Source organism: Microbulbifer maximicatervae (SeqCode), assembly GCF_052467615.1.
This window is the reverse complement of the sequence record NZ_CP174319.1, coordinates 3,745,095-3,766,955: the sequence shown is the minus strand read 5'-3', so window position 1 is coordinate 3,766,955 and position 21,861 is coordinate 3,745,095. Positions and strand designations below refer to the sequence as shown.

Annotated in this window: 19 protein-coding genes and 1 other RNA gene; 7 read left to right on the top strand and 13 right to left on the bottom strand. The window is 51.6% G+C overall.

From position 1 onward, the window contains the following. Window positions 1–269: 269 nt before the first annotated feature. Window positions 270–734: a hypothetical protein gene (locus ACJJIM_RS16665; RefSeq protein ID WP_413663293.1), complete on the top strand. Its 465-nt coding sequence runs from the start codon at window positions 270–272 to the stop codon at window positions 732–734. A 69-nt stretch (window positions 735–803) separates the two neighbouring features. On the opposite strand, the gene ACJJIM_RS16660 is transcribed toward ACJJIM_RS16665, so the two are convergent. The 10 genes from ACJJIM_RS16660 to ACJJIM_RS16615 all read right to left on the bottom strand — a co-directional run bounded on the left by ACJJIM_RS16660 (window position 804) and on the right by ACJJIM_RS16615 (window position 12,937). Continuing rightward, window positions 804–1,124 (bottom strand): hypothetical protein, encoded by a 321-nt coding sequence (locus ACJJIM_RS16660; RefSeq protein ID WP_413663292.1) that lies wholly within the window; start codon window positions 1,122–1,124, stop codon window positions 804–806. 181 nt (window positions 1,125–1,305) lie between these two features. Continuing rightward, window positions 1,306–1,599, bottom strand: a complete 294-nt coding sequence (locus ACJJIM_RS16655) for a hypothetical protein (protein ID WP_413663291.1) — start codon at window positions 1,597–1,599, stop codon at window positions 1,306–1,308. Window positions 1,600–1,617: 18 nt separating this feature from the next. Then, the gene (locus tag ACJJIM_RS16650) at window positions 1,618–2,607 is read right to left on the bottom strand and encodes a restriction endonuclease (protein ID WP_413663290.1); all 990 of its coding nucleotides are present in this window, start codon (window positions 2,605–2,607) and stop codon (window positions 1,618–1,620) included. A gap of 1,117 nt (window positions 2,608–3,724) precedes the next feature. Beyond that, window positions 3,725–6,286, bottom strand: a complete 2,562-nt coding sequence (locus tag ACJJIM_RS16645) for a hypothetical protein (RefSeq protein ID WP_444911511.1) — start codon at window positions 6,284–6,286, stop codon at window positions 3,725–3,727. Between the two features lie 749 nt (window positions 6,287–7,035). Further along, window positions 7,036–7,488: a nucleoside deaminase gene (locus ACJJIM_RS16640; RefSeq protein ID WP_444911510.1), complete on the bottom strand. Its 453-nt coding sequence runs from the start codon at window positions 7,486–7,488 to the stop codon at window positions 7,036–7,038. Window positions 7,489–7,947: 459 nt separating this feature from the next. Beyond that, complete coding sequence (locus tag ACJJIM_RS16635) at window positions 7,948–8,541, bottom strand: hypothetical protein (RefSeq protein WP_444911509.1); 594 nt, start codon at window positions 8,539–8,541, stop codon at window positions 7,948–7,950. Between the two features lie 518 nt (window positions 8,542–9,059). Further along, window positions 9,060–9,449: a transfer-messenger RNA gene (gene ssrA / locus ACJJIM_RS16630) on the bottom strand. A gap of 172 nt (window positions 9,450–9,621) precedes the next feature. Next, window positions 9,622–10,968 (bottom strand): sodium-dependent transporter, encoded by a 1,347-nt coding sequence (locus ACJJIM_RS16625; protein WP_413663282.1) that lies wholly within the window; start codon window positions 10,966–10,968, stop codon window positions 9,622–9,624. Between the two features lie 40 nt (window positions 10,969–11,008). Continuing rightward, window positions 11,009–11,488, bottom strand: coding sequence for an SsrA-binding protein SmpB (smpB, locus tag ACJJIM_RS16620; RefSeq protein ID WP_282931304.1), 480 nt, complete (start codon window positions 11,486–11,488; stop codon window positions 11,009–11,011). Window positions 11,489–11,518: 30 nt separating this feature from the next. Then, window positions 11,519–12,937, bottom strand: a complete 1,419-nt coding sequence (locus ACJJIM_RS16615; protein WP_413663281.1) for a sodium-dependent transporter — start codon at window positions 12,935–12,937, stop codon at window positions 11,519–11,521. A 190-nt stretch (window positions 12,938–13,127) separates the two neighbouring features. Between ACJJIM_RS16615 and ACJJIM_RS16610 the strand changes: the two genes are divergently transcribed. Together ACJJIM_RS16610 and ACJJIM_RS16605 are read left to right on the top strand one after the other, a co-directional pair. Further along, complete coding sequence (locus tag ACJJIM_RS16610) at window positions 13,128–13,568, top strand: type II toxin-antitoxin system RatA family toxin (protein WP_413663280.1); 441 nt, start codon at window positions 13,128–13,130, stop codon at window positions 13,566–13,568. After that, window positions 13,565–13,918 carry an RnfH family protein gene (locus ACJJIM_RS16605; RefSeq protein ID WP_444911508.1) on the top strand — a complete coding sequence of 118 codons (354 nt, stop codon included), beginning with the start codon at window positions 13,565–13,567 and terminating at the stop codon, window positions 13,916–13,918. The genes ACJJIM_RS16610 and ACJJIM_RS16605 overlap by 4 nt, the downstream gene beginning before the upstream one ends. Here ACJJIM_RS16605 and ACJJIM_RS16600 read toward each other — a convergent pair. Then, window positions 13,915–14,259 carry an outer membrane protein assembly factor BamE gene (locus ACJJIM_RS16600; protein WP_413663278.1) on the bottom strand — a complete coding sequence of 115 codons (345 nt, stop codon included), beginning with the start codon at window positions 14,257–14,259 and terminating at the stop codon, window positions 13,915–13,917. The two genes, ACJJIM_RS16605 and ACJJIM_RS16600, sit on opposite strands and share 4 nt — an antisense overlap. A gap of 278 nt (window positions 14,260–14,537) precedes the next feature. On the opposite strand from ACJJIM_RS16600, the gene fur reads away from it, so the two are divergent. Continuing rightward, entirely contained in the window at window positions 14,538–14,948 is a 411-nt protein-coding gene (gene fur, locus ACJJIM_RS16595) for a ferric iron uptake transcriptional regulator (protein WP_282931309.1), read from the top strand. Between the two features lie 50 nt (window positions 14,949–14,998). Here the strand turns inward: fur and ACJJIM_RS16590 are convergent, their stop codons facing one another. Beyond that, entirely contained in the window at window positions 14,999–15,598 is a 600-nt protein-coding gene (locus ACJJIM_RS16590; protein ID WP_413663277.1) for a 1-acyl-sn-glycerol-3-phosphate acyltransferase, read from the bottom strand. A 281-nt stretch (window positions 15,599–15,879) separates the two neighbouring features. Further along, window positions 15,880–17,547 carry a DNA repair protein RecN gene (gene recN, locus ACJJIM_RS16585; protein WP_413663276.1) on the bottom strand — a complete coding sequence of 556 codons (1,668 nt, stop codon included), beginning with the start codon at window positions 17,545–17,547 and terminating at the stop codon, window positions 15,880–15,882. 228 nt (window positions 17,548–17,775) lie between these two features. On the opposite strand from recN, the gene grpE reads away from it, so the two are divergent. The 3 genes from grpE to dnaJ all read left to right on the top strand — a co-directional run bounded on the left by grpE (window position 17,776) and on the right by dnaJ (window position 21,819). Next, window positions 17,776–18,396 (top strand): nucleotide exchange factor GrpE, encoded by a 621-nt coding sequence (gene grpE / locus ACJJIM_RS16580; protein ID WP_413663275.1) that lies wholly within the window; start codon window positions 17,776–17,778, stop codon window positions 18,394–18,396. Between the two features lie 123 nt (window positions 18,397–18,519). Further along, complete coding sequence (gene dnaK, locus ACJJIM_RS16575) at window positions 18,520–20,466, top strand: molecular chaperone DnaK (protein ID WP_282931313.1); 1,947 nt, start codon at window positions 18,520–18,522, stop codon at window positions 20,464–20,466. A 228-nt stretch (window positions 20,467–20,694) separates the two neighbouring features. Beyond that, entirely contained in the window at window positions 20,695–21,819 is a 1,125-nt protein-coding gene (gene dnaJ / locus ACJJIM_RS16570; protein WP_282931314.1) for a molecular chaperone DnaJ, read from the top strand. Window positions 21,820–21,861: the final 42 nt, after the last annotated feature.

Sequence of the window (21,861 nt, the reverse complement as noted above, 5' to 3'; positions counted from 1 at the left end):
TGTCGAAGCCGATTTGATCACGGCCCAAAATATTGATAAATATCTATCGATTTTACGCAGCTTTGACGCTGAAGAAAACTGAATAAAATCCAATAAGATTATTTGGGCGCCTATATTTTATTGGTTGTCTGGTTCTATATCTCACAGGTGATTGGTATATTGGTCTGTAGATTTTTTTTCTAGTTGATGTGATTTGTATTTTTAACTTGCTAGAATTTCTTGCGTCTTTTATGAGGTGGGACGGTTTTATCAAAAGAGCTGAAAGGTGGATGATGAAAAGTGGAATTTTAATATTGCTGCTAGCCTCTTTTTCTATGATTACGCAGGCAGGAATTCCTGACGTATTAAAAGCGGATAAAGCAGATTTTATGTATTCTCTACCGGAAACATTTGGTGATACGAAAGTGTCTTTCCATGTGTCCAGCAACCAGCTTGCAGGTTTGACTGTTGCTTACAAGGACCATAATGTGCGTGCCCAAAAAGAATTACTTAAGGGTATATCTTCGCCTTCATGGGACTCTCTTACTGTGGCTTATGAAGATGTAGACGGTGATGAGGTTATTCAACACTTTTCCTTCTGTTTTTATGAAGAGTCAAAGTTAGGCACTAGTAAGCAGCCGAGATTTATTGTCTATTATGTCTATGAAGAAAAAATAGATAGAAGAATTATTGATGATTTTAGTTCACTGATGGCAGGAAACTGTTGGCCAGTTTTATTGAGTCGCCGAGAATAATAGCGCTAGAGAAACGGATAGATGAAAGGCCGGTAATAGCTGGCATTGGACTCGATGGTGAAAAAAACTTTAAGTGCTGTTAATCCTATTGGATTCTTCAACCCATTGTTGGTTAAAGCCTGCTCTTTTGGTATAGCCGATGAAAATATTCATTAGCTTTTCCATGCAATCCTCAAGGTCGACATCAATATCTGGTTGTCCATCGTTTTGATAATCTTTAGCTGCCTGATCTGCCATTTGCCAGAAAAACTGAGTCAGTAGTTTAGTTTCTTCAGCTGAAGTGATATCTCTCTTGCCAAGTAGAATGTCTTCGGCCAGTTGGTTTTTTAGCTTGTGGGAGTAGTGAATTGCTATATCTTTGATGGCAAGTTTATGTTCGTTAAATTTCATCACTATGTGTAAGCCTCGATATATATTCTAATTTTTAAAGAGTTTTCGAGGTGTAGAGGAAGTTGAGAATTTTCGCTAGGCATTATGTCAGAAGGCTTAGGTAGGTTTATGCTAGTATTTTCAGAGACCATAAAAGTTTTAAAAGCAGCTTTTCATTATTATATGGTTCTGATGTTGAAGTTTAGGCATTATCAATTTCATCATCCCACTGCTGCTCATAACCCTTTTCGAAAAGGTATCCGCCAAAGCTGTTGTACAGCTTTTCTAGCCAGTATTCAGAGCTGGCCTCGCAAGGTAGCTCTGACTCTTGTGCGGATTTCTCAACCATGGCCCAGAAGAACTTACTGAGATGAGTGGCTTCTTCTGAAGTGGTTACATATCCACGTTCTAAAATATCCATTGCCACTGTATCTTGCAGTAATTCAGCAAAAAACAGGGCAACGGTTTTCTCTTCTGGATAGCGATATTCGATCACGGTACTAGCCTGCCTGTCTTAATCCACTGGCCAGTAAATACGCACCAGAGGCATCAGTGCCCGGCCTTCCAAATCGAAGCTTTCATAATGGCTGACGATAAGATCGGCCAGGTCATCGAGATCCACTAGGGTGAGGGGAAAGGTGGAGCGGTCGGCTTCGTAGCGGGCTTCGCGGGTGAAGCCGCCAGTGCTCACGAATAGGCCGGAATCCCCTTCCCGCAGGGCGCCGATAAAGCCGCGTATGGCCGGGGCACCCATGGACCCGTTGCGATGTTTTACTTCGGCTTTAATGCGCGGCTGGGTAAGGCCCAGGCCATCCGGTGAGGCGATCACATCGACACCGCGATCAGGGCCCTTGGGGGATACCTTGGCCTTAAAGCTCATCGCGCGCAGTATCGCTGCAACCAACTCCTCCATTTCCTCGGGCAGCAGTGCGGCGATCTTGTCTTTGATTAGTTCGTGACTCTGGGCCACGGTTTCGTCTTTGAGCTGTGCGCTATCAGTTTCTGCGGCTTCGTCTTCCAGGGGCGTTATCGTACGGCCCTCGAATATGGTTAGGAAGGCATCAATGGTTTCCTGGCTTAGGGAGAAGAGGGTGAGGGTGGAGCCGAGGGAGTTCTTTGCTTTCTGGGGCAGCTGGTCGCGGCTGACTTTACCGAGCCATTCCACCTTACGCAGGTTGGGGTAGTCACCGATAATATCCGGCTGGAAGAGATACTCCCCTTTATCGACGCCCAACAGGTAGTTCCGGGTCTCCGGGTTGTAGCTCACAATATAATCGCCTGCGACAATCTGATCGCGAAATTTCAGGATCATAGCGAGGGCATTGCCGGTAGCCGCAGGCTTGTCATTGCCGTAAATCTTGATGAATTCGTCCCGCAAGCGCTCGGTGCTTGAATACTGGCTTAGGTCTCCCAGCTGTGGCCAACCGATTGCGGCAAAGCCTTTCTCGAAGTCTTCACTGTAAATACCACCGCGCCCGGCGCGGATCATCCATGCATTGGTCATACCTCGAGTTCCCTATTTTTTAATTTGTTAAACAGATTTTCTACAGTGCCGAATTTAAGGACTAGCTTTTAAAGACAATGAAAATCTTATAGATGTGGGTCTACAGCACAACTCGTACAGGTCCTTTATGACACTTGCATGATTATAATGACTAAATCTATCATAAGTTGGGCTTTAAGGGGATGAGATGGGATGGCTCCTTTGGTATTTTGAGTGGCAGCATTAGAATAGCGGTAGGTTTGAAAGGGTAATTATATTTAAAAAAATATTTGAGTTTGGTGTAATAAGATCCAAATTTTTTACTGAATTGTTCTTTTGAGTTTGCTTCTACACTCTTTAGATTCTCGGTCTCTCTGAGTAAATTATTTAAAATACTTTAATAATTTGAATTTTTATCAAGGGTTCAATGTGAATCTGGCGGTGACGAGTTAAGTCGAGGCTAGGGTTCTAGGGAAGTTCTAGGTTTAGGAGTTCCGAAATTGTCCTCGTTTTCTGCTGGCTATTTAGGGGGGCTTGTGATGCTTTTCTATATCAGACAACAGTTCTTCAAGTCGCTTCTACGCATCTTCAAGCACTTTTTTAATTTGGTCGTTCATATATTTACCTCAATTTAGAAACACAGTAATCCGGCAGGGAGGCTTATGCGTAGTACTAATCTATTCGTTCACTGTGCTTTCTAGTAAGTGTGAGTTTTGGCCGAAATAGCTCTCATGATTCTGATTTCATCAGCTCTTAGCAGAGCGGTATAGACTTGTGCAGCATATGAGATTAGCTCAAATTCCTTGAAGCCAAGTCTACTAATTACTGGCTTGCTCTTTTATATCGCATGGCAGGCATACTATTAATTTATAGCAATAGTGCTTCGTTAATTGCAGACACAACTCGGCTTAAAACTGATTTGTGCCTGCAATGCAAAAAACTGTCTGCTAATGAATTTCCATTTACTTACGATAAAGTTGATAAAAAGCTGCTTACTTTTCGCTACCAAATTGTGCACCACTACAGTTTGCCGTGAAGTATCGGCGGTGCGTCATCCAAAAAAGACTGAGCGTGTACACCGTCGAAGAAACCGCATGGGTTGCTCGGGCGTGTAATGGCCACCCGAGCAACGCGCGATTTACTCCGGTACTGCGATAATTAGGAACGACACGTGCGATTCGCTGTTTTCTTGAGTGTGCTTGCTGTTTCCCGAGTCGCCGTCGCCGATCAGTGCGTGTGGATTGTGCAGTATGACCTGCGAGCCTGATGTAGAGTAGGTTTCCGAACCTCCGCCGACTTGCCGGATATCGTGGTCACTGCTGTCGTAGTGGACGCGATAGCCAGACAGGAATACTGCCGCGTCGCTTATGGGCTGGCCCATCTCGACATACACGTCATCACTCGTTTTTTGGAGGTTTGCCACGTACTTTGCGATCAGAGGGGGGCTCTTGCTCAGCTCAATGAGATTGCCATCAATCGATGCGATGGCATTGTTGCCCGAGTCATCGTGCATCTGTGCAGTCGATTGGATACCCACTTCGTAGTTGTTAGGAACCGCGGTGGTTGCATCGAGCTCAATGGTGCGAACGTGGTGTGACTTTGGGGGTTCGCTCGGATCGTTGTCCTTGTGGTACTCGCACGCCCAGCCTCCAAGGGCAGCATAAGCCTCTGGCTCATCGAGGGGGATGTATGGGCTGGTTGATTCATTGGGGATATCGGTGATGGTTCTCGGTAGGATCACACCGTCTTTAGGACCGTCGACCACTGCGATGCAGGACAATGTCAATTGGGAGTCTGAGGGACTTAAACCTTTCTTCTGGCCGAACAAGGTGGCGTCTGGAGTGACGGTGAGGACGGCATTCTTGTTGTGAACCTGGGTGAGCGACAGGCCCAGCGTTTGCGTCTGGTGGTCCGTACCTCCTTCGTACTTGAAGAACCAGTAGGTGGCGGCAACGATGAAGCTCGTCACTTCTGAGCCGTATTTGCTGAAGTCAAACCGGAACCTTCCGCCGTTTTCATCCAGCTGCTGATTGATGTGCATCATCTGAATATTCGGAGGCGCGATTGGGGTGGAATGAAGCTTGATTGGCATATAGGCCCAGTCACCGCCAACCTGGAGATAAGCGGGCGAATTCGTCTTCTTGACCTGGAAGCCGGGAATCGCGATGTCGACACTCCCTTTCTTCGAACTCAAAATTGAGATGATCAATTGAATGACCCAGCCAAGCGGTACGAACGCCCACCAGAAGGGGAGCTTCGCTTTGGTCTTCACCTGAATGTTGAGCACATCGTCGTAGGCGTTGAAGCTTATCGTCGCAGAGAGCTTTAGGGTTTGGTAGACCCACAGGGTCATGGCCCCACGCTTCACCCTGATGTCGGCACTGATAACAAGATCGCCGTTGTTGTTGAACGCCGCTTGGAGGTTATTTTCTTTGATTTTGATATGCGCTCCCTCAATCACATCCTCTACGTCTGTGTTGAGGTACATTTTTTCGGGGTAGGTATCGGTCACCGTCAGCTGCGATGAGGTCAGTGGTGTTGCTTCAGCAATCGCTGCAGCCACCGAAGTCAATATGATGTCGTTGGATACGATGAGTGCGGATGTACAGTTGCTAGGGACAGTCTGTGGTAGAAGCGCGTCTATTGGCTGGCGATTCCCACGGCATATCCCAAGTCCGAACAGGTTTGAGTCGGAGTCGCCATCAAAGGCTGTATACATCACCCCGATATCCAGGTTCCCGGCGGGCAGGGGGGTGTGTTGAGCAACCGTGTACTTGATGGGCCAATCAAAACTTGAGATGAGTTGGTCGACTGCTCCTTTCATCGCGTCGGTAATGTCGAGGCCCTTGATCGACTTTGAAAGTTGAATATCGCTGAGGTCAAGTTCCATCATGTCCCAGTTGGGCTTCTTGATGGTCACGGTGACTTGCCCATAGTGGTTGATGCTGGCGCTGGCTTGCATTTTGTCGAGGTCAAGAACGAGCCGGGCGTGACCGGGGCTTTGGCCCTGTGCATCTTCGATGTTGCTAGTGATACCTGGGAATTTGATGAATCCTGCGATGGGTAGGTCGAGCGTCGCCTTTTGGTCTTCGGGAGCGATGAAGGCGGGACAATCAAATGCGAACTCGTAGCGAACCTTGGCGGGGCCCTTGCCGACACTTCCGCTGAAGGACCATTGGCCGGAGTCGCCTTCGAAGAGCTCGCTAATCCAATTGTTGACCGCTCCTTGGGTCGAGGCACTGATCAAGTCCCAGCCTTGTGAAAGGTCCGGATCTGGCGAGGATTCAACTTCTTGAAGACCTTGCTGCTCTTCAATTTCTTCTTCAATTAAGTCGCTTGGCTCTTCTCGGTCAAACAGGCCGCGCAACTCCTCGACCAGCTCGGGGCTCGGGTCGCATACCCGCTGAAAGGTCGAAATTGGGTCGAGCGCGAATTGGCGTGCATTGCCTTCAGATTCACTGAGCCACTCGAGCATACGAGCTTCATAATGCAAGAGGTTGCCCAGGACGGGATCGCGTCGCAGTGGGTCTGTTTGAGATGTTGGCGTGAATTCGAAAGAGAGAGAGGTCGAACTATCTAATTGTGTAGCTTGCTTGCCTAGCATGCGCTGCAGGTCGTCAGGAGAGAGAGTGAGGGAAGCGGTTTGCTTTTTGAGTTGGCGCTGCAGGCTGTCGGGAGAGAGTGTGAGAGTCTCTTCCATGATGATGCTCCGTAATCTTCATTAGTTTGATTTTTTTGAAAAGGCGAGTGGCCGGGTAGCACCACGAGCCCTCTTTGATGCGGCAATCGAACATCAGGCCTACAAGAAAATTGCCACCCGCCCTAAGTTACTCTTCAAAAGGGCACCAGCCAACAAAGTCGAAGGCATTATCAGGGAAAATGTTGATGTCTTTTGTTTGATAACATTTTTTGCGCCGTTATTGGGATGTTCTAAATGGAGCCTTTCAGTGAAAAGTTACGAGACTATTGCAGCAGCAAAGGTTTTATCCATTGCTCTCGAGGTTATTGCTACTGGATGAGTATTGTGTGACAGATCAAAAACGTTCCCTTAGATATGAAAAGCGGAGGAAGGAGAGGGCTAAATAACGTGCCAAAAAGCTGTTATCAGATTTTTAAGAGCTGGATAAAACTGGGCTTTTAGTAGGGGTGAAAATGAGATGTGGCACGATATTCATGGTGGAAAACCTGCACGATTCTGGTCTAAATGATAAAAGAAAAAATCTAAACCCTATCTGGTATAAGTTCGACAATAAACTGAGCTAACGCATACCGGCTCTGTATTAGCTGGGTTATCTTTTAATCACGTATTTCTAGCTCGCTCTGTAGCAAGGCTTTGGATAGTGGGGTACTCATAAAATCGAGGGATTGAATGCTCACTCTCTATGTACAGAAATAATTCTTTTATTATTTTTTATTTAATTCTGCTTTCATTCAATATTTTAACATTTTTTACTCGCCAATATCTTCATGCCAGATCTCAGGGTACTGCTGGATAAATTCATTCATAAGATTAATACAGTCAGAATTATTTAGAATGGTTAGGCTTATGCCTTCAGATCTGAGTAATAGTTCATCTCCCTGAAAAGTTTTGTTTTCACCGATAACAATATTCCTAATGCCGTATAGACGTATGGCTCCGCTGCACATAGGGCAGGGCGAAAGGGTCGTATAAAGCGTGCACTTTTGATACTCGACTGCTCGTAACCTTCCAGTCTTTTCCAATGCGTCCATTTCAGCATGCTTGATAACACTATCCTGTTGGATACGCTGATTGTGGCCTCTGCCGATAATTTCTCCATCACGCACTACTACACAGCCGGTGGGAACACCTCCTGCGGCCAAGCCCTTGCGCGCTTCCTCAATGGCTGCTTGCATAAACGCTTCGTGCTCAGACTTGCTCATGGCAGTCCTTTATTTAAATTTTTAAGGGTGCTTGAAGTATAGAGTGAATAGCTTTATTGATACATTAATGACAGCTAAAGTGACGGCGAAGACTATTGCCAATAGGTTTGTATTTTTCCACTAGTGATGGCTCTTACTGATATGAAAAAACCTTTATCGGTGTCAACAGGCGAGCGGCCTGCTTGATTGTTGATAAACCTTTCTCTCGTGTATAGGTGCAGCTCGTGCGTATTGTAAGGAGTGCATCACATGATCGATGGATGAGGCTTTGTTCTTTATGAGGTGAGTGGCTAAGTGGTTTTTTTAAGGTATTGTTTTAACCAGGTTAATGGGTAGAAATATGGGTATTCCTAACACAATCTTGATTTGCCCTGCTTATTTAGAAGGTTCCGACAGGCATTGAGCCTGTCAGATGAAAAATGTCCAGCGCCTAGTGAGCTGCCAAAAGGGAAATCGAGATTATCTATTGCTATTCACTCTTTTAGAGCCGACGTACATTGCAAATAAACGAAGGCCGATGGAAATTAAGACAAGCATACTTGGCGCTGTATGAGCGGGTATTGCCTTTAATTGCGTGATTTCTCTTTGAAGGGTCATCGTTTGGTGTAGATTGGTCTGGTGCTTTGGAACCTGAATGACGTTTTTCTTAAGTAATTTATCGAACGACTCAATTTCTCCCGCAAGCATATCCAGGAGTTCCAATTCGGTCTTGCCTTCCCATGGTAGCTGTGTCCTATATGCGTCAACTGCTTTACCAAGCTTTTTCCATTCTTCTGCGAGGAAGGCTTCAAGTGATGAAAGGGTTCTCAGCTTCGAGTTCATGGATTGATTGACTCGGTAGGCGTTTTGTCCATGAGCGCCGCTCGCCATCATTCCAGCAAAGTGCTGTACGTTATGTTTGGCGGTATTCAGGTTCCGGCTGATTAAGTTGAGTTGATCCAGAGTGCGAACCAGAGTCTGATCAAATCTCGGATCTTTATCCTTAATCGCTGTCAGAGCGGTGTTAACCAGTCGACTCACCTGTATCTTGGTTGCATGTTCGTTGATGGACATATCCCTTTATCCTCGTAAATCCATTGAAGAATGTGTTCCACCTCTCTGATTTGAGATGAATGTACCACATTCAGGTTTTTGCTTGATGAAAACGCAAATTCTAAATTAAATCTGCCGAGTGTCGCGGTCTAACAGAGTACGGGCCATTGCACGGGAGCCGGGGCGGTCATGGTTTCATTGTCATAGCCCAGTGATCAGGGCTAGAGCTTGTTCAGCAAGAGGGTTAATGTGTGGCTGGCCCATTTTCATTTTTCGCGGGCAGTTTTATGTGCTTGGCATCCCAATTGATTTCCGTCCACTCAAGTTTTCGCAATTCTCTAGGGGGCAGAGTAAGAGAGGGGGTAGTTTTAGGGCTGCTCTTACTATTGGGATCGTCTATGGCAGTTAGTAGGCGCTCGATTTCAGTAGGGTCTGCAATGGCTGGATTTGGGTTAGATTAACTGGGATGGCCCAGATAAACAAAAGCCCCGAAAACTCTAGGTTTGCGGGGCTTTCGTGGGCTGTCTGAGACAGCAATTTGGTGGAGATGGCGGGAGTCGAACCCGCGTCCGTCAGCACTCTGCCAGAGGCTCTACATGCTTAGCTCCGTCTATTGATTTAACCCATTACAGCCCGGCGGTCAGGACGTATAGGGCGATCCCGAAATTTGTTTAACCGCTTACCCACGGGTATGGCTTGCGGCGATCCAGTTCTGTATAACAGTCTACAGCGCGATACTGGAACCTTGCTGAAGACTGCTAAGGGACGAACCCTTAGTTAGCGCTTCACAAGCTGCTTACGCAGCGAGTTGGGCACCGTAGTTGTCGTCGTTGGCAACTAATAAAATACAGCTTTGGATTTACGAGATTCGCTGCCATCTCGGCATGCACCCAAGGTTTCGTAACCGGCGTCGAATCCAAGTCATCCCCGATAAGAAACACTCATGTGTGTCACCTAAGTATACCTCAAAATTCACGTTAGCAATAAATTTTATGTAATTGGCATTTGAGCGATCAGAGTCGCTTTAGTCAGGCGCTTTGAGGGAGGGCTTAGGTGGGAAGGGAGTTCCCGGCGGTGAGGTACCGCCGGGGGGAGATCAGTTTAGCGAATGGACTGTACGAAAGCGGTCAGGATTAGCAGTGGGCAGACGATGCGCACGTACCAGGGCCAGATCTTCCAGAACAGGGTGTTTTCGATATCTTCATGGCCTTTCTTGAGTTCGCTCAGCAGCTGGTCGCGGCGCCAGATCCAGCCGGCAAAGATACATAGTGCAATGCCGAGCAGGGGCTGGCCATATTCAGTACTGATACTGACTGCCAGTCCGAAGAGGGCGTCGAAGTTGTAGATGATGCCGCAGCTCACGCCGAAGATGATCAGGCCAACGATCGGGGTGGCGATGCGGCGGGGGATATTCAGGTTCTCGATAGAGAATGCCACCGGCACTTCCAGCATGGAAATGGAGGAGGTGAGGGAGGCGATAACCATCAGTGCGAAGAAGGCGATGGCGACGAATATCCCGGCTTCCCCCATGGTGTCGAACAGCGCGGGCAGAACTTGCAGGATCAGGCTCGGGCCGGCGATCAGGGAACCGTCGGCAGAGAAGATCTGGGTACCGGCTTCCTGGGCTACGTACATGGCGGGCAGGATTAGCAAGCCCGCTGTGAAGGCGATGCCCACATCAATCAGGGTTACCAGGGCGCCGAGGCGCGGCAGGCTTTCCTGCTGGCTCAGGTAGGAGCCGTAAATCAGCATGGTGCCTACACCCAGGGATAGGGAGAAAAAGGCCTGGCCCATGGCGGAAATTAGCAGATCCGGGGTGAAGTGGTCGAAGTTGGGCATCAGGTACACTTCCAGGCCGGTCAGAGCGCCGGGCTGGGTGAGTACGTAGCAGATCAACAGCAATAACAGGATGATCAGCGATGGCATCAGCAGGGTGGACCAGCGCTCGATCCCCTTCTCAACACCACTGGCGATAATCAGCATGGTAAGACCACTGAAGATGGCGGTCATAATCATATTGCGATCGGTGCTGTTGCCGGCCAACCACTGGGCCGCCTCTTGGGCGCCGAACAGGCTGGCGAAAGGTTGGGCCAGGTGGGCCACCATCCAGCCCGCCACAATGGCGTAGAAGCTCAGGATCAGGGAGGCCACCAGGATACCGCCGAAGCCGGTCAGGCCCCCGAAAAAGCGGCTGATGGGCCCGTTGGAAATGGAGCGCAGCGCCTGCACCATATTGCGGCGCGCGTGGCGGCCGATGGTGAGTTCGGCCATCAGGGCCGGGTAGGCCAGCGCAAAGGCTAGAAATAAGTAGGCGACTACAAAGGCGGCGCCGCCGTTACTGGCGGCCTTGGTTGGAAAGCCCCAAATATTGCCGAGACCAACGGCGGAACCCGCCGCGGCCATCAAAAAGCCAATATTCGAGCTGAACTGTCCTCGCGGTGCACTCATGGTAAATCCCGTAATTATTCTTCTAATAGTTCACTGTGCACTATTTGTGCGCCGAGCGCATTAGGCGCTGCTTTTCGCGGTTCCAATCGCGCTTCTTCTCAGTCTCGCGTTTGTCATGGCTCGCCTTACCTTTGGCAAGGCAGACTTCGCACTTCACCAGATGCCCTTTCCAGTACATGGCTGTGGCAACCACGGTGTGACCCTTCTGCTCAACAGCGGCGATCAGCTTGGAAAGCTCGCGCTTGGTTAGCAGCAGGCGACGGGTGCGGTCGGGCTCGGTGACAAAGTGGGTGGAGGCACTGGGTAGCGGCTGGATGTTGGCACCCAGCAGCCAGGCTTCCCCGTTTTTGAAAATGACATAACTGTCGGTCAGCTGGGCTTTGCCCTCCCGACAGCTTTTGACTTCCCAGCCTTTCATCTCAACGCCCGCCTCAAACTTTTCTTCAATGAAATAGTCGTGGCGGGCCTTCTTGTTGAGGGCGATGGTATTGGATGTTTGTGCTTTCTTTTTCTTGGCCATGAAAACTACGAGTGACTAAACTACGAGTGACTATATAAAACTGTGTCCAAAAAACTTCAGGGCCACGGTATTGATAAAGATAAGCAGCAGTATCAATGGGATAAAAGTGCCCAGGGAGAAGTTAACGTATTTTTGCGAAAACGAGCCTGCAAAGTTGCTGTCACCTTCTTGCAGCTCTTTATCAAAATTGGATTTCTTCCATTTGTAGATCACGAACAGACATACCAGCAGGCCGTTTAGAGGCAGGATGGTGTCGTAGAAGATGATCTCCACCAAATCGAAGAACGACTTGTTTGCGCCGGCCAGTTGTACAAACTCTGTAAACCAAGTGGCCATACCGAATGATACGGCGCAAGCGATGGCCAGTACAAATTGAACTGCCGCAACGATGTAGATAGCCTTCTTACGCTCCATGTTGCGCTCGTCGCGCAGGGTGGCGATAGGCACCTCAATAATGGAAACCAGGGAAGTAATGGCGGCAACCAGTACCAGGAAGAAGAAGATGGCCGCTACGGCGCTGGCGCCCATGTAGCCGATTCCGTCTTGCAAAGCGAGGAATATCTTCGGCAGGAACAGGAAGATCATACCGGCGGATGAGTCGCTCAGCTCTGTCGGATCAATCTGCGGGTTAAAGTGGAAAATACTCGGCAAAATCAGCAGGCCAGCAGTAAAGGCTACCAATGTGTCAGTAATCGCTACGGCACGGGAAGAACCGGGAATGGAGTCCTTCTTCTTCATATAGGAGCCGTAGGTAATCATGATGCCCATTCCCAGAGACAGGGAGAAGAAGGCCTGGGCCATGGCTTTACTGATTACGTTGCCGTCAATTTTGCTGAAGTCGGGTACCAAGTAGTACTGCAAACCGAGGGCGGCGTTATCCAGAGTCAGTACAAAGAACACCAGTCCCAATAACATTACAAACAGCATGGGCATCAGTGTTTTTGCGGCCCGCTCGATACCGTCTTTAACACCCATAGCGAGAATGGCATTGATGATCAGCATCAGGACAACCAGGTAAATAAATACCGTGGGTGTATTGATAAAGTGGATAAAGAAATCTGGGGTGGCGAGCTTATCCAGGTTGCCGGAGAAGATCTCTACCAGGTATCCCATTACCCATACGGTAACTACCAGATAAAAAACCGCGATCATAAATGGCGTGATCAGGGCCAGCCAGCCGGGAATACTCCACAGGGTGGAGCCCTTGGATATCTGCCGATAGGCCCCGACAGGGTCTTTATCTGAACGGCGCCCCATAGCGAGTTCGGCCATCATCACCGGCAGACAGATCAGAAATACGAAGAGAGCGTAGACCAGTAAGAAGGCGCCGCCCCCGCTCTTGGTGGCTGCTACAGGGAATGCGACCAGGTTGCCAATACCGACGGCGGAACCTGCTGCGGCCAGGATAAAGCCCAGCCTTGACCCAAAATGCTCTCTCACTGCGGTCATAAGTACTCTCGCTATTATTTTTTGAATGCTTGTAGTTTTTGTTACTGCGGCTGGGGCTAAGTGTGGCCCACCGGTAAAAAATGCGATTGTTGCAGGAATTGTCTTGCTTGAGTAGCGCCGACTGGCAAAATTAGCCGTTCAACGGTAATCCCAGGTAATTTTGCCTGATGGACTGGGTTAGACAGTAGGAATGACTGAAATAGAACGCAGTGCGCTGGTGATGTACAGCGCGGAACAAATGTTTGATCTGGTCAACGATGTGGCCAGTTACCCGCAATTTTTACCCGGCTGTCGCGCTGCGGAGATTATCCACAGCGATGACACCACTTTAGAGGCGCGCCTGGATTTGTCGCGCGCGGGTATAAAGCAGAGCTTTGTGACCCGCAATCAGTTGGTGCGTCCCAAGTCGATGACGCTCAAGCTGGTGGATGGTCCTTTCGAGCAGTTCGAGGGACTGTGGGAATTTACTCCACTGGCTGAAAATGCCTGTAAAGTGAGTTTTACCCTTTCGTTTTCGATGAAAAATCGATTGATCGCGGCGGCTGCGGGAAAAATTTTCAGTGACCTGGCCAACCAGATGGTCGCGGTTATGTGTGAGCGCGCGGAAGAAGTTTACGGGAAACCCCAATGACAGAAGAGAGAACAATCTCGGTGGAGGTGGTGTACGCACTGCCCCACGAACAGCGATTAATGCGTTTGTTGGTGTCTGAGGGTACCACTGCGCGGGAGGCGCTAATTCGCTCGGGAATTCCCAAGGAGTATCCCGAAGTTGATCCGGATACGGCAAAGATGGGTATTTTTGCCCAGGTGCTGGGGAGTAAGGGGCTGCCGCCGGCGGAAAGTTATGTCCTGCAACCCGGGGACCGGGTTGAGGTGTATCGCCCCTTGATCGCCGATCCCAAAGAGGCGCGCAAGCAGCGCGCCGAGAAAGCCAAGCGTATGGCTGAGAAGAAGAAAGGCGCCGAGGGGACTTCCGCTTAGGGCCAGCCTGTGGGCTGCCAGTCGCCGCTGGTGGCTACCAGGGAGTCTTCATCAAAGTAAACGCTAAAGGTCTTTTGGGTGATATTGCCTTTCTTGTCGCGAAGGCGATTGACGTAATCCCAGCGGTTGGGGTTGTAAGTATCTTCCAGCAGCGGAGTGCCCAGAACAAACTGTACCTGGCGTCGCGTCATCCCTGGCTTTAGCTGATCCACCATCTCCTGGGTAATGATATTGCCCTGCTGCACCTCAATACGGTGTACACCGGGGAATTTTACGAGTGTGCAAGCTCCCAGCAAGCTGCACAGGAAGGCGATAGTGAGAAATCTCAGACTAGGCGGCATTCATTGCTCCATTATTCGGTTTCAAACGGCAGCGCTCACGCTGATTTCTTACAAACAGTCAGTTTAGTCTCAAGTGGAGAAAAAAAGTTCCTCCTCTTACCAGTTCTGCCCTAAGTGAGCAGTACGGGGTTTCTCTGACTCCGTAGGGCATGGGATAATACCTGAAGAGTTGGCTCGCTGACAGACGGGACTCCAGGGTCGGAATCCTTTATAAATGGCCGCTGTGGGTTTGGGCAACTTCGGATAACTTTTAAAATCCTGCCGGGAAATATTGATACATGTCGAACGAAAACCAGGAATTGCGCAAGGCTGGCCTCAAGGTCACTCTGCCGCGGGTGAAAATTCTGCAATTGCTCGAAAGCACTAGTGAGCAGCATTTGAGTGCTGAGGATGTCTATAAGCTGTTGCTGGAGGCGGGAGAGGATGTCGGCCTAGCTACTGTGTACCGGGTATTGACCCAGTTTGAGAGCGCGGGCCTGGTAGTGCGCCACAACTTCGATGGCGGCCACTCCGTATTCGAGCTGGATCGTGGCGATCACCACGATCACATGGTGTGCACGGATACCGGTAAGGTTATCGAGTTCCACAATGAAGAGATTGAGGAGCTACAGCGCCAGATCGCTGAAGAGCACGGCTATGAGCTGACTGGCCATAGCCTGGTTCTGTATGTGACAGAAAAAGAGAAGTGATTCTTTCGGGTGCGGTATTCACCGCACCCTTCAAATGCTTACGCTGGGTGTTACGACTGGCAGGGTGGGGTGTAAAGCTCTGGGAACTTGCCAATTTTATCCGCGTAAAATTCCTTGAGCTTCAACAGCTCGGCTTCCAGGTTTTCACTGAATTGCGCTATCGGGCCGATGCCCACTTCTTTTTTGGGGAAGCTGATATAGCCCAGCACCACCGGAACCCTGGCGTTGCGGGCGATATGGTAAAAGCCGGTCTTCCAGCGTTCCGCCAAACCGCGAGTGCCCTCGGGGGGAATAGCGATAACCAGTTCTTTGCGCAGTTTGAACTGCCTGGCGGTGGCATCCACCAGGTTGTTGGCTTTGCTGCGGTCTACGGCGATACCTCCGAACCAGCGCATGGGGCCACCCAGCGGGAAGGTAAACAGCTTGTCTTTGCCCATCCACTGCGGGGTCATCTTCAGTTTGAGTGCGGCGAGAATAAAGTAATAGCCATCCCAGTTAGTGGTATGGGGGGCGCCGATCAATACGTACTGCTTTAGTTTGAGAGACTGCTCGTCAGCTTTGACACGCCAGCCGTGCAACTTCAGTAGCACCCGTGCAACCAAGCGGAGGATTGGGGTGACAATAGGGGTGTTGAAAATCGTTCTCTGCATAACCTCGGCCGGGACTACTCATACATCGAAAAATAAGCCGCCAAGTATATGGTGACTTTAGCCGCCGCTCCCAGTCATATTTGTGCGTTTGTCCTAAATCGGCACATATATCCGACGAAAGGGGTGGTATACCGGATTGTGTGGCGGTCATTTATTGATCTACGGTATAAGATTGCTTACCAAAATACGCCATTTTTGTCCTTTGGTGACATTTGGCGCCGGAATCGTATGAAGGAGGTAGGGCTGACTCCATAGCCAGCCCGAGAGAAGGGTTTGGGGGATTAAATTCTCTCCAGCATTTCCTCAGCATGAGCCAGAGATTGGGCGGTGGGGGCGCCGCCGAGCATGCGCGCCACTTCTTCGCGGCGCTCGCCGTTGGTGAGTTCGCGCAGTGCCACAAAAACACTTTCGCCATCGCTGTGCTTCTCCACCAGGTATTGGCGGTGGGCTCGCGCCGCTACCTGGGCCAGGTGGGTCACACAGATTACCTGGCCGCTGCGGCCATTGCGGGTTTCTCCCAGTTGACGCAGCAGGCGGCCCACCACATCACCGGTGGCACCGCCGATACCCACATCCACCTCGTCGAATACCAGGGTGGGGGTGCGGGAGGTTTGCGCAGTTACCACCTGGATTGCCAGACTGACCCGAGAGAGTTCACCGCCGGAGGCAATCTTGCCCAGGGGACGAGGCGGTTGGCCCGGGTTGGTGGAAATTAATATTTCCGCTTCTTCCAGTCCCTGGCTATTGGGCGTATCCAGCTCTTGTAGTGATAGCTCTACTCGAGCGTGAGGCATGGCCAGGTCGGCCAGCTGGCCGTTTACGGCCTCCGCCAGCGAAGTTGCCGCTTTACTGCGCAGCTTGCTGAGCTTGCCGGCAACTTTTCTATATTGCTTTTCCAGTTGTTCACAATCTGCGGCAAGGCGCTCCAGGGCATCTGGGCTGCCGATATCGTCCATCTCTGCCTGTAACTGTTGCTGTAGTGCCGGCAGCTCCTGTGGTTGGACTCGGTGTTTGCGCGCCGCCTGGTAGATGGCGCTGAGCCTGTCTTCAACTTCGGAGAGCCGTTCAGGGTCCATCTCGAAGCGATCGATGTGTCGGGAGAGGGTGGCTGCGGCCTCATCCACCTGGATGCGCGCACTGTCGAGCATCTGTGCCACTTCCACTAAGGCCGGAGCCTGCCCGGGCATGGAGGACAGCAGTTGCAGGGCGCGGTGCAGCTGTTCGGCGATATCACCCTCACCGCCTGACAAGAAAGCGGCCAACTGGTAGCTGCCACTGAGGATTTCCCCGGCATTGGCCAGCTGTTGCTGTTCGCTCTCGAGGGACTCTATTTCCCCTTCGCTCAAGCCCAGCTGATCCAGTTCCTTAAGCTGGTATTCCAGCAAGTGGCGGCGGGCTTCGGCTTCCTCGGCGCTGTCGGCCAGGGTGCGATAACGGCGATAGTGATCCCGCCAGGTTTTGAAGCGGCTGCGGGTCTCTGCGGCGAGATCCTGGGCCTGGGCGTATTCATCCAGCAGGCGCAGGTGTGTTTCTTTCTTCAGCAGGGATTGGTGTTCGTGCTGGCTGTGGATATCGATTAGCTGCTCGCCCAGGGCGCGTAGCTGCAACAGAGTGACCGGTTGGCCGTTGATATAGGCGCGGGAGCGGCCGTCGGCGCCGATAGTGCGGCGCAGAATGACTTCCTGCCCGGCGTCCAGCTCCTGGGACTCAAGCCAGCTGGCGGCGCTGGGGTGCTCGGCGATATCAAATGTGGCGCTGATATCGGCGCGATTGGCGCCGGTGCGCACAAGCTCAGCGCTGCCGCGACCGCCCAGCGCCAGGCCGAGGGCATCTAAGGTGATTGACTTACCCGCGCCGGTCTCGCCGGTCAGGGTGCTGGTACCGGGACCAAACTCCAACTCCAGTTGGTCCACCAGGGTGAATTGGCTGATAGACAGATGCAGCAGCATAGAGATCGCTTGTGTCCTTGCTAATCGGCGGGCGCCCGGCCCAATTAGTGGTTATTTATACAGTATTCGTTCCCGGTTAGCTATAGGGGCGGGGCCACATTACTCTGAGGATGTGCGCTAGCGCGAAAAACCACTTGAACTGTGCGGGGATGTCCCCATATAGGCTCCAGTGCCCGAGAGACGGGCTCAACTCACATTACTGACAGAGTCGACGCGACGGAGAAAGCAGTGGCCAGAGAGCGCAGCGAAGAAGATCAGATTAAAGAGGGGGCGGAGCACGCACCAGCTACAGAAGAGGGCGTTTCAGCAGAGATTGAAGACCCTTCCTCTATAGAAAGCGAACTTGCCGAGGAAGCCCTGCGGGAAGAGGCCGAAGGTGCCGATGCCCTGCACGAGGAAATTATCAAGTTGCAGGAGCAGCTGGCAGCGCACAAGGATATGGCCCTGCGCGCCCAGGCGGAAGAGCAGAACGCCCGTCGCCGCGCGCAACAGGATATCGAGCGAGCGCGCAAATTTGCGGTAGAGAAGTTGCTACAGGACTTGCTGCCTGTAGTGGACAACCTCGAGCGTGCACTGGCGACGATCGATACGGCCGACGAAGCCAACAAGGCCTTGGTAGAAGGTATCGAGCTGACCCACAAATCTTTCGTTGAAACCCTGACGAAAAATGCTGTGGAAGTTGTCGATCCGGCCGGTGAGCCCTTCGACCCAGAGCTGCACCAGGCTATGACCCAGGTGCCCAACGGCGAGGTGGAGCCGAACACGGTTCTGGATGTGTTTCAAAAAGGTTATCGCCTCAATGGCCGCCTGGTTCGCCCGGCCATGGTGGTGGTCAGCAAAGCGCCGTAACGGCAGAAGTGTAAAGCGGCCTTGAAATTTAGCGGCCGGCACCAATATAGCTGACATCAAGAATTATTCGCGCGGTGTAAATAGAACAGAGCTGGCAGCGCGCATCAAAAGAGGATTTTACAGATGGGAAAAATTATCGGCATCGACCTGGGTACCACTAACAGCTGTGTAGCGGTACTGGATGGTGACAAAGCGCGTGTAATCGAAAACGCCGAAGGCGATCGCACTACACCTTCTATTGTTGCCTTCACTGACGACAACGAAATTCTGGTAGGTCAGTCTGCCAAGCGTCAGGCGGTGACCAATCCCCAAAATACTCTGTTTGCGGTTAAGCGTTTGATCGGCCGTAAATTCAAAGACGACGTTGTCCAGAAAGATATCAAGATGGTTCCTTACACCATCACTGAAGCTGACAACGGCGACGCTTGGGTAGAAGTGAAAGGCGATAAAAAAGCTCCGCCGCAGATCTCTGCCGAAGTCCTGAAGAAAATGAAAAAGACTGCGGAAGACTTCCTCGGTGAGAAAGTTGAAGCGGCAGTAATTACCGTACCGGCTTACTTCAATGACTCCCAGCGTCAGGCCACCAAAGACGCCGGCCGCATTGCTGGCCTGGACGTTAAGCGTATTATCAACGAGCCGACTGCCGCTGCGCTGGCATACGGCCTGGACAAGCAGGGCGGTGACCGCACTGTAGCGGTATACGACCTGGGTGGTGGTACCTTCGATATCTCCATCATCGAAATTGCCGACGTAGACGGCGAGAAGCAGTTCGAAGTACTGTCCACCAACGGTGACACTTTCCTCGGTGGTGAAGACTTCGACCTGCGACTGATCGAATACCTCGCAGACGAGTTCAAGAAAGACCAGGGCATCGACCTGAAAGGTGACCCCCTGGCAATGCAGCGCCTGAAAGAAGCTGCGGAAAAAGCCAAGATCGAGCTGTCCTCCAGCCAGCAGACCGAAGTCAACCTGCCGTACATCACTGCAGACGCCACTGGTCCCAAGCACTTGGTGGTTAAACTGACCCGCGCCAAGCTGGAAAGCCTGGTAGAAGAGCTGGTTACCCGCTCCCTGGAGCCGGTAAAAATCGCTCTGCAAGACGCCGACCTGTCCGCTTCCGGTGTAGACGAAGTGATCCTGGTAGGCGGTCAGACCCGTATGCCAATGGTTCAGCAGAAAGTAACCGAGTTCTTCGGCAAAGAGCCGCGCAAAGACGTTAACCCCGACGAAGCCGTTGCCATGGGTGCTGCTATCCAGGGCGCCGTACTGTCCGGTGACGTTAAAGACGTACTGCTGCTGGACGTAACTCCGCTGACCCTGGGTATCGAAACCATGGGTGGCGTTGCGACTCCGCTGATCGACAAAAACACCACTATCCCCACCAAGAAGTCCCAGGTTTTCTCCACTGCGGATGACAACCAGACTGCGGTAACCATTCACGTGGTTCAGGGTGAGCGCAAGCAGGCTGCACAGAACAAATCCCTGGGTCGTTTCGACCTGGCCGATATCCCACCGGCACCGCGCGGCATGCCGCAGATCGAAGTAACCTTCGACATCGATGCCAACGGTATCCTGCACGTACACGCGAAGGACAAGGCCACTGGCAAAGAGCAGTCCATCGTGATCCAGGCTTCCTCCGGCCTGTCCGAGGACGAGATCGATAAGATGGTTCAGGACGCTGAGGCCAATGCCGAAGCGGACAAGCAGTTCGAAGAGCTGGTGCAGACTCGCAACACGCTCGACGGCCTGATTTCTGCGACCAAGAAAACTCTGGAAGAAGCTGGCGACAAAGCTACCGCTGAAGAAAAGGCAGCTATTGAAGCGGCTGTTACCGAAGCGGAAGAAGCCGTTAAAGGCAATGACAAAGCTGCAATGGAAGCTGCGACTACCAAGCTGACTGAAGCTTCCGGTCCGGTTGCCCAGAAGATGTACGCCGAGCAGGCTCAAGCCGCTGGTGCTGAAGGTGCCGCTGGCGCTGGCGCCCAGGGCGAGCAGCAGTCCTCCGCTGGCGACGACGCGGTAGACGCAGAGTTCGAAGAAGTTAAGGACGACAAAAAAGAAGGTAAGTAAGCGTTCGCTTGCAATTCCGGTGGCAGCTTTTAAAGTGGCCGCCGGAGAACTTCAGGGGCGCGGCGCCTTACTTTCAGAGGCCCGCGCCCTGTGTTGTTTCAGGTATCTGCCAATATTTGCCGAGTTTTCGCAGTTTTGGTGGTGCTCCGTTCGCGGAGCTTAGTTAGAAACCGAGAAGTAGAAAGAGAGTTTGGCCGTTCTTGATGCCGGACCAGAGAACATAGTTTTATGTCGAAACGCGATTATTACGAAGTCCTCGGCGTCGAGCGCGGCGCTTCGGATGCAGAGCTGAAAAAAGCCTACCGCCGGGTGGCAATGAAGTTTCACCCGGACCGTAACCCCGATGACAAGGAATCTGAGAACAAATTCAAGGAGGCCAATGAGGCCTACGAGGTTTTGTCGGATTCCGAGAAGCGCGCAGCTTATGACCAGTTTGGCCACGCCGGTGTGGAAGGCCAGATGGGCGGTGGCGGCGCTGGTGGATTCGGTGGCTTCTCCGATATTTTTGGCGATGTGTTCGGCGATATCTTCGGTGGTGGCGGCGGTGGCCGTCGCGGCGGCCCTGCTCGCGGTTCCGATCTGCGCTATGACCTGGAATTGGACCTGGAAGACGCGGTGCGCGGCACCACGGTCAAGATTCGCGTTCCGACTCTGGCAGCCTGTGGTACCTGTAGCGGTTCCGGGGCCAAGCCCGGTTCCTCTCCGCAAACCTGTGGCACCTGTGGTGGTGCTGGCCAGGTGCGTATGCAGCAGGGTTTCTTCTCTGTTCAGCAAACCTGCCCTAACTGTCGCGGTCGCGGTACCACTATCTCCGATCCCTGTGGCAGCTGTCACGGTCGCGGTCGTGTAGAGGAAACCAAAACCCTGTCCGTTAAGGTACCGCCCGGTGTGGATACCGGCGATCGCATTCGCCTGTCTGGTGAAGGTGAAGCTGGGCCTGATGGCGGCCCCGCTGGTGACCTCTATGTACAGGTAGTGGTAAAAGAGCACGATCTGTTCCAGCGCGATGGCAAGAACCTCTACTGCGAAGTGCCGATTAGTTTCGTTTCCGCTGCCCTCGGTGGTGAGCTGGAAGTGCCGACTCTCGACGGTAAAGTTAAGCTGAAGATTCCTGCGGAAAGCCAGACCGGCAAGCTGTTCCGCCTGCGCGGCAAGGGTGTTTCCCCGGTTCGCGGTGGTGCAACCGGCGACCTGCTGTGTCGCGTTGTGGTAGAAACTCCAGTGAACTTGTCCGGCAAGCAAAAAGACTTGCTGCAAGAGTTCTCTAATACCCTTAGCGAAAAGAAAAATTCACCGCGTCAGACCGGTTGGTTTGAAGGGGTGAAAAACTTCTTTGGTGATATGAAGCTTTAATCTCTGTTAGCACCGGCAAAACCTTAAATTGTTTTGCGGGTT

What these genes read in the sequence shown, in the direction of transcription:
- ACJJIM_RS16605 (WP_444911508.1), top strand. Translation starts at nt 13,565, where the DNA reads ATGACAGAAGAGAGAACAATCTCGGTGGAGGTGGTGTACGCACTGCCC.
- ACJJIM_RS16645 (WP_444911511.1), bottom strand. Translation starts at nt 6,286, where the DNA reads ATGGAAGAGACTCTCACACTCTCTCCCGACAGCCTGCAGCGCCAACTC.
- dnaJ (WP_282931314.1), top strand. Translation starts at nt 20,695, where the DNA reads ATGTCGAAACGCGATTATTACGAAGTCCTCGGCGTCGAGCGCGGCGCT.
- ACJJIM_RS16635 (WP_444911509.1), bottom strand. Translation starts at nt 8,541, where the DNA reads ATGTCCATCAACGAACATGCAACCAAGATACAGGTGAGTCGACTGGTT.
- recN (WP_413663276.1), bottom strand. Translation starts at nt 17,547, where the DNA reads ATGCTGCTGCATCTGTCTATCAGCCAATTCACCCTGGTGGACCAACTG.
- ACJJIM_RS16600 (WP_413663278.1), bottom strand. Translation starts at nt 14,259, where the DNA reads ATGCCGCCTAGTCTGAGATTTCTCACTATCGCCTTCCTGTGCAGCTTG.
- ACJJIM_RS16650 (WP_413663290.1), bottom strand. Translation starts at nt 2,607, where the DNA reads ATGACCAATGCATGGATGATCCGCGCCGGGCGCGGTGGTATTTACAGT.
- ACJJIM_RS16625 (WP_413663282.1), bottom strand. Translation starts at nt 10,968, where the DNA reads ATGAGTGCACCGCGAGGACAGTTCAGCTCGAATATTGGCTTTTTGATG.
- ACJJIM_RS16590 (WP_413663277.1), bottom strand. Translation starts at nt 15,598, where the DNA reads ATGCAGAGAACGATTTTCAACACCCCTATTGTCACCCCAATCCTCCGC.
- ACJJIM_RS16615 (WP_413663281.1), bottom strand. Translation starts at nt 12,937, where the DNA reads ATGACCGCAGTGAGAGAGCATTTTGGGTCAAGGCTGGGCTTTATCCTG.
- ACJJIM_RS16640 (WP_444911510.1), bottom strand. Translation starts at nt 7,488, where the DNA reads ATGAGCAAGTCTGAGCACGAAGCGTTTATGCAAGCAGCCATTGAGGAA.
- fur (WP_282931309.1), top strand. Translation starts at nt 14,538, where the DNA reads ATGTCGAACGAAAACCAGGAATTGCGCAAGGCTGGCCTCAAGGTCACT.
- ACJJIM_RS16665 (WP_413663293.1), top strand. Translation starts at nt 270, where the DNA reads ATGATGAAAAGTGGAATTTTAATATTGCTGCTAGCCTCTTTTTCTATG.
- dnaK (WP_282931313.1), top strand. Translation starts at nt 18,520, where the DNA reads ATGGGAAAAATTATCGGCATCGACCTGGGTACCACTAACAGCTGTGTA.
- smpB (WP_282931304.1), bottom strand. Translation starts at nt 11,488, where the DNA reads ATGGCCAAGAAAAAGAAAGCACAAACATCCAATACCATCGCCCTCAAC.
- ACJJIM_RS16660 (WP_413663292.1), bottom strand. Translation starts at nt 1,124, where the DNA reads ATGAAATTTAACGAACATAAACTTGCCATCAAAGATATAGCAATTCAC.
- ACJJIM_RS16610 (WP_413663280.1), top strand. Translation starts at nt 13,128, where the DNA reads ATGACTGAAATAGAACGCAGTGCGCTGGTGATGTACAGCGCGGAACAA.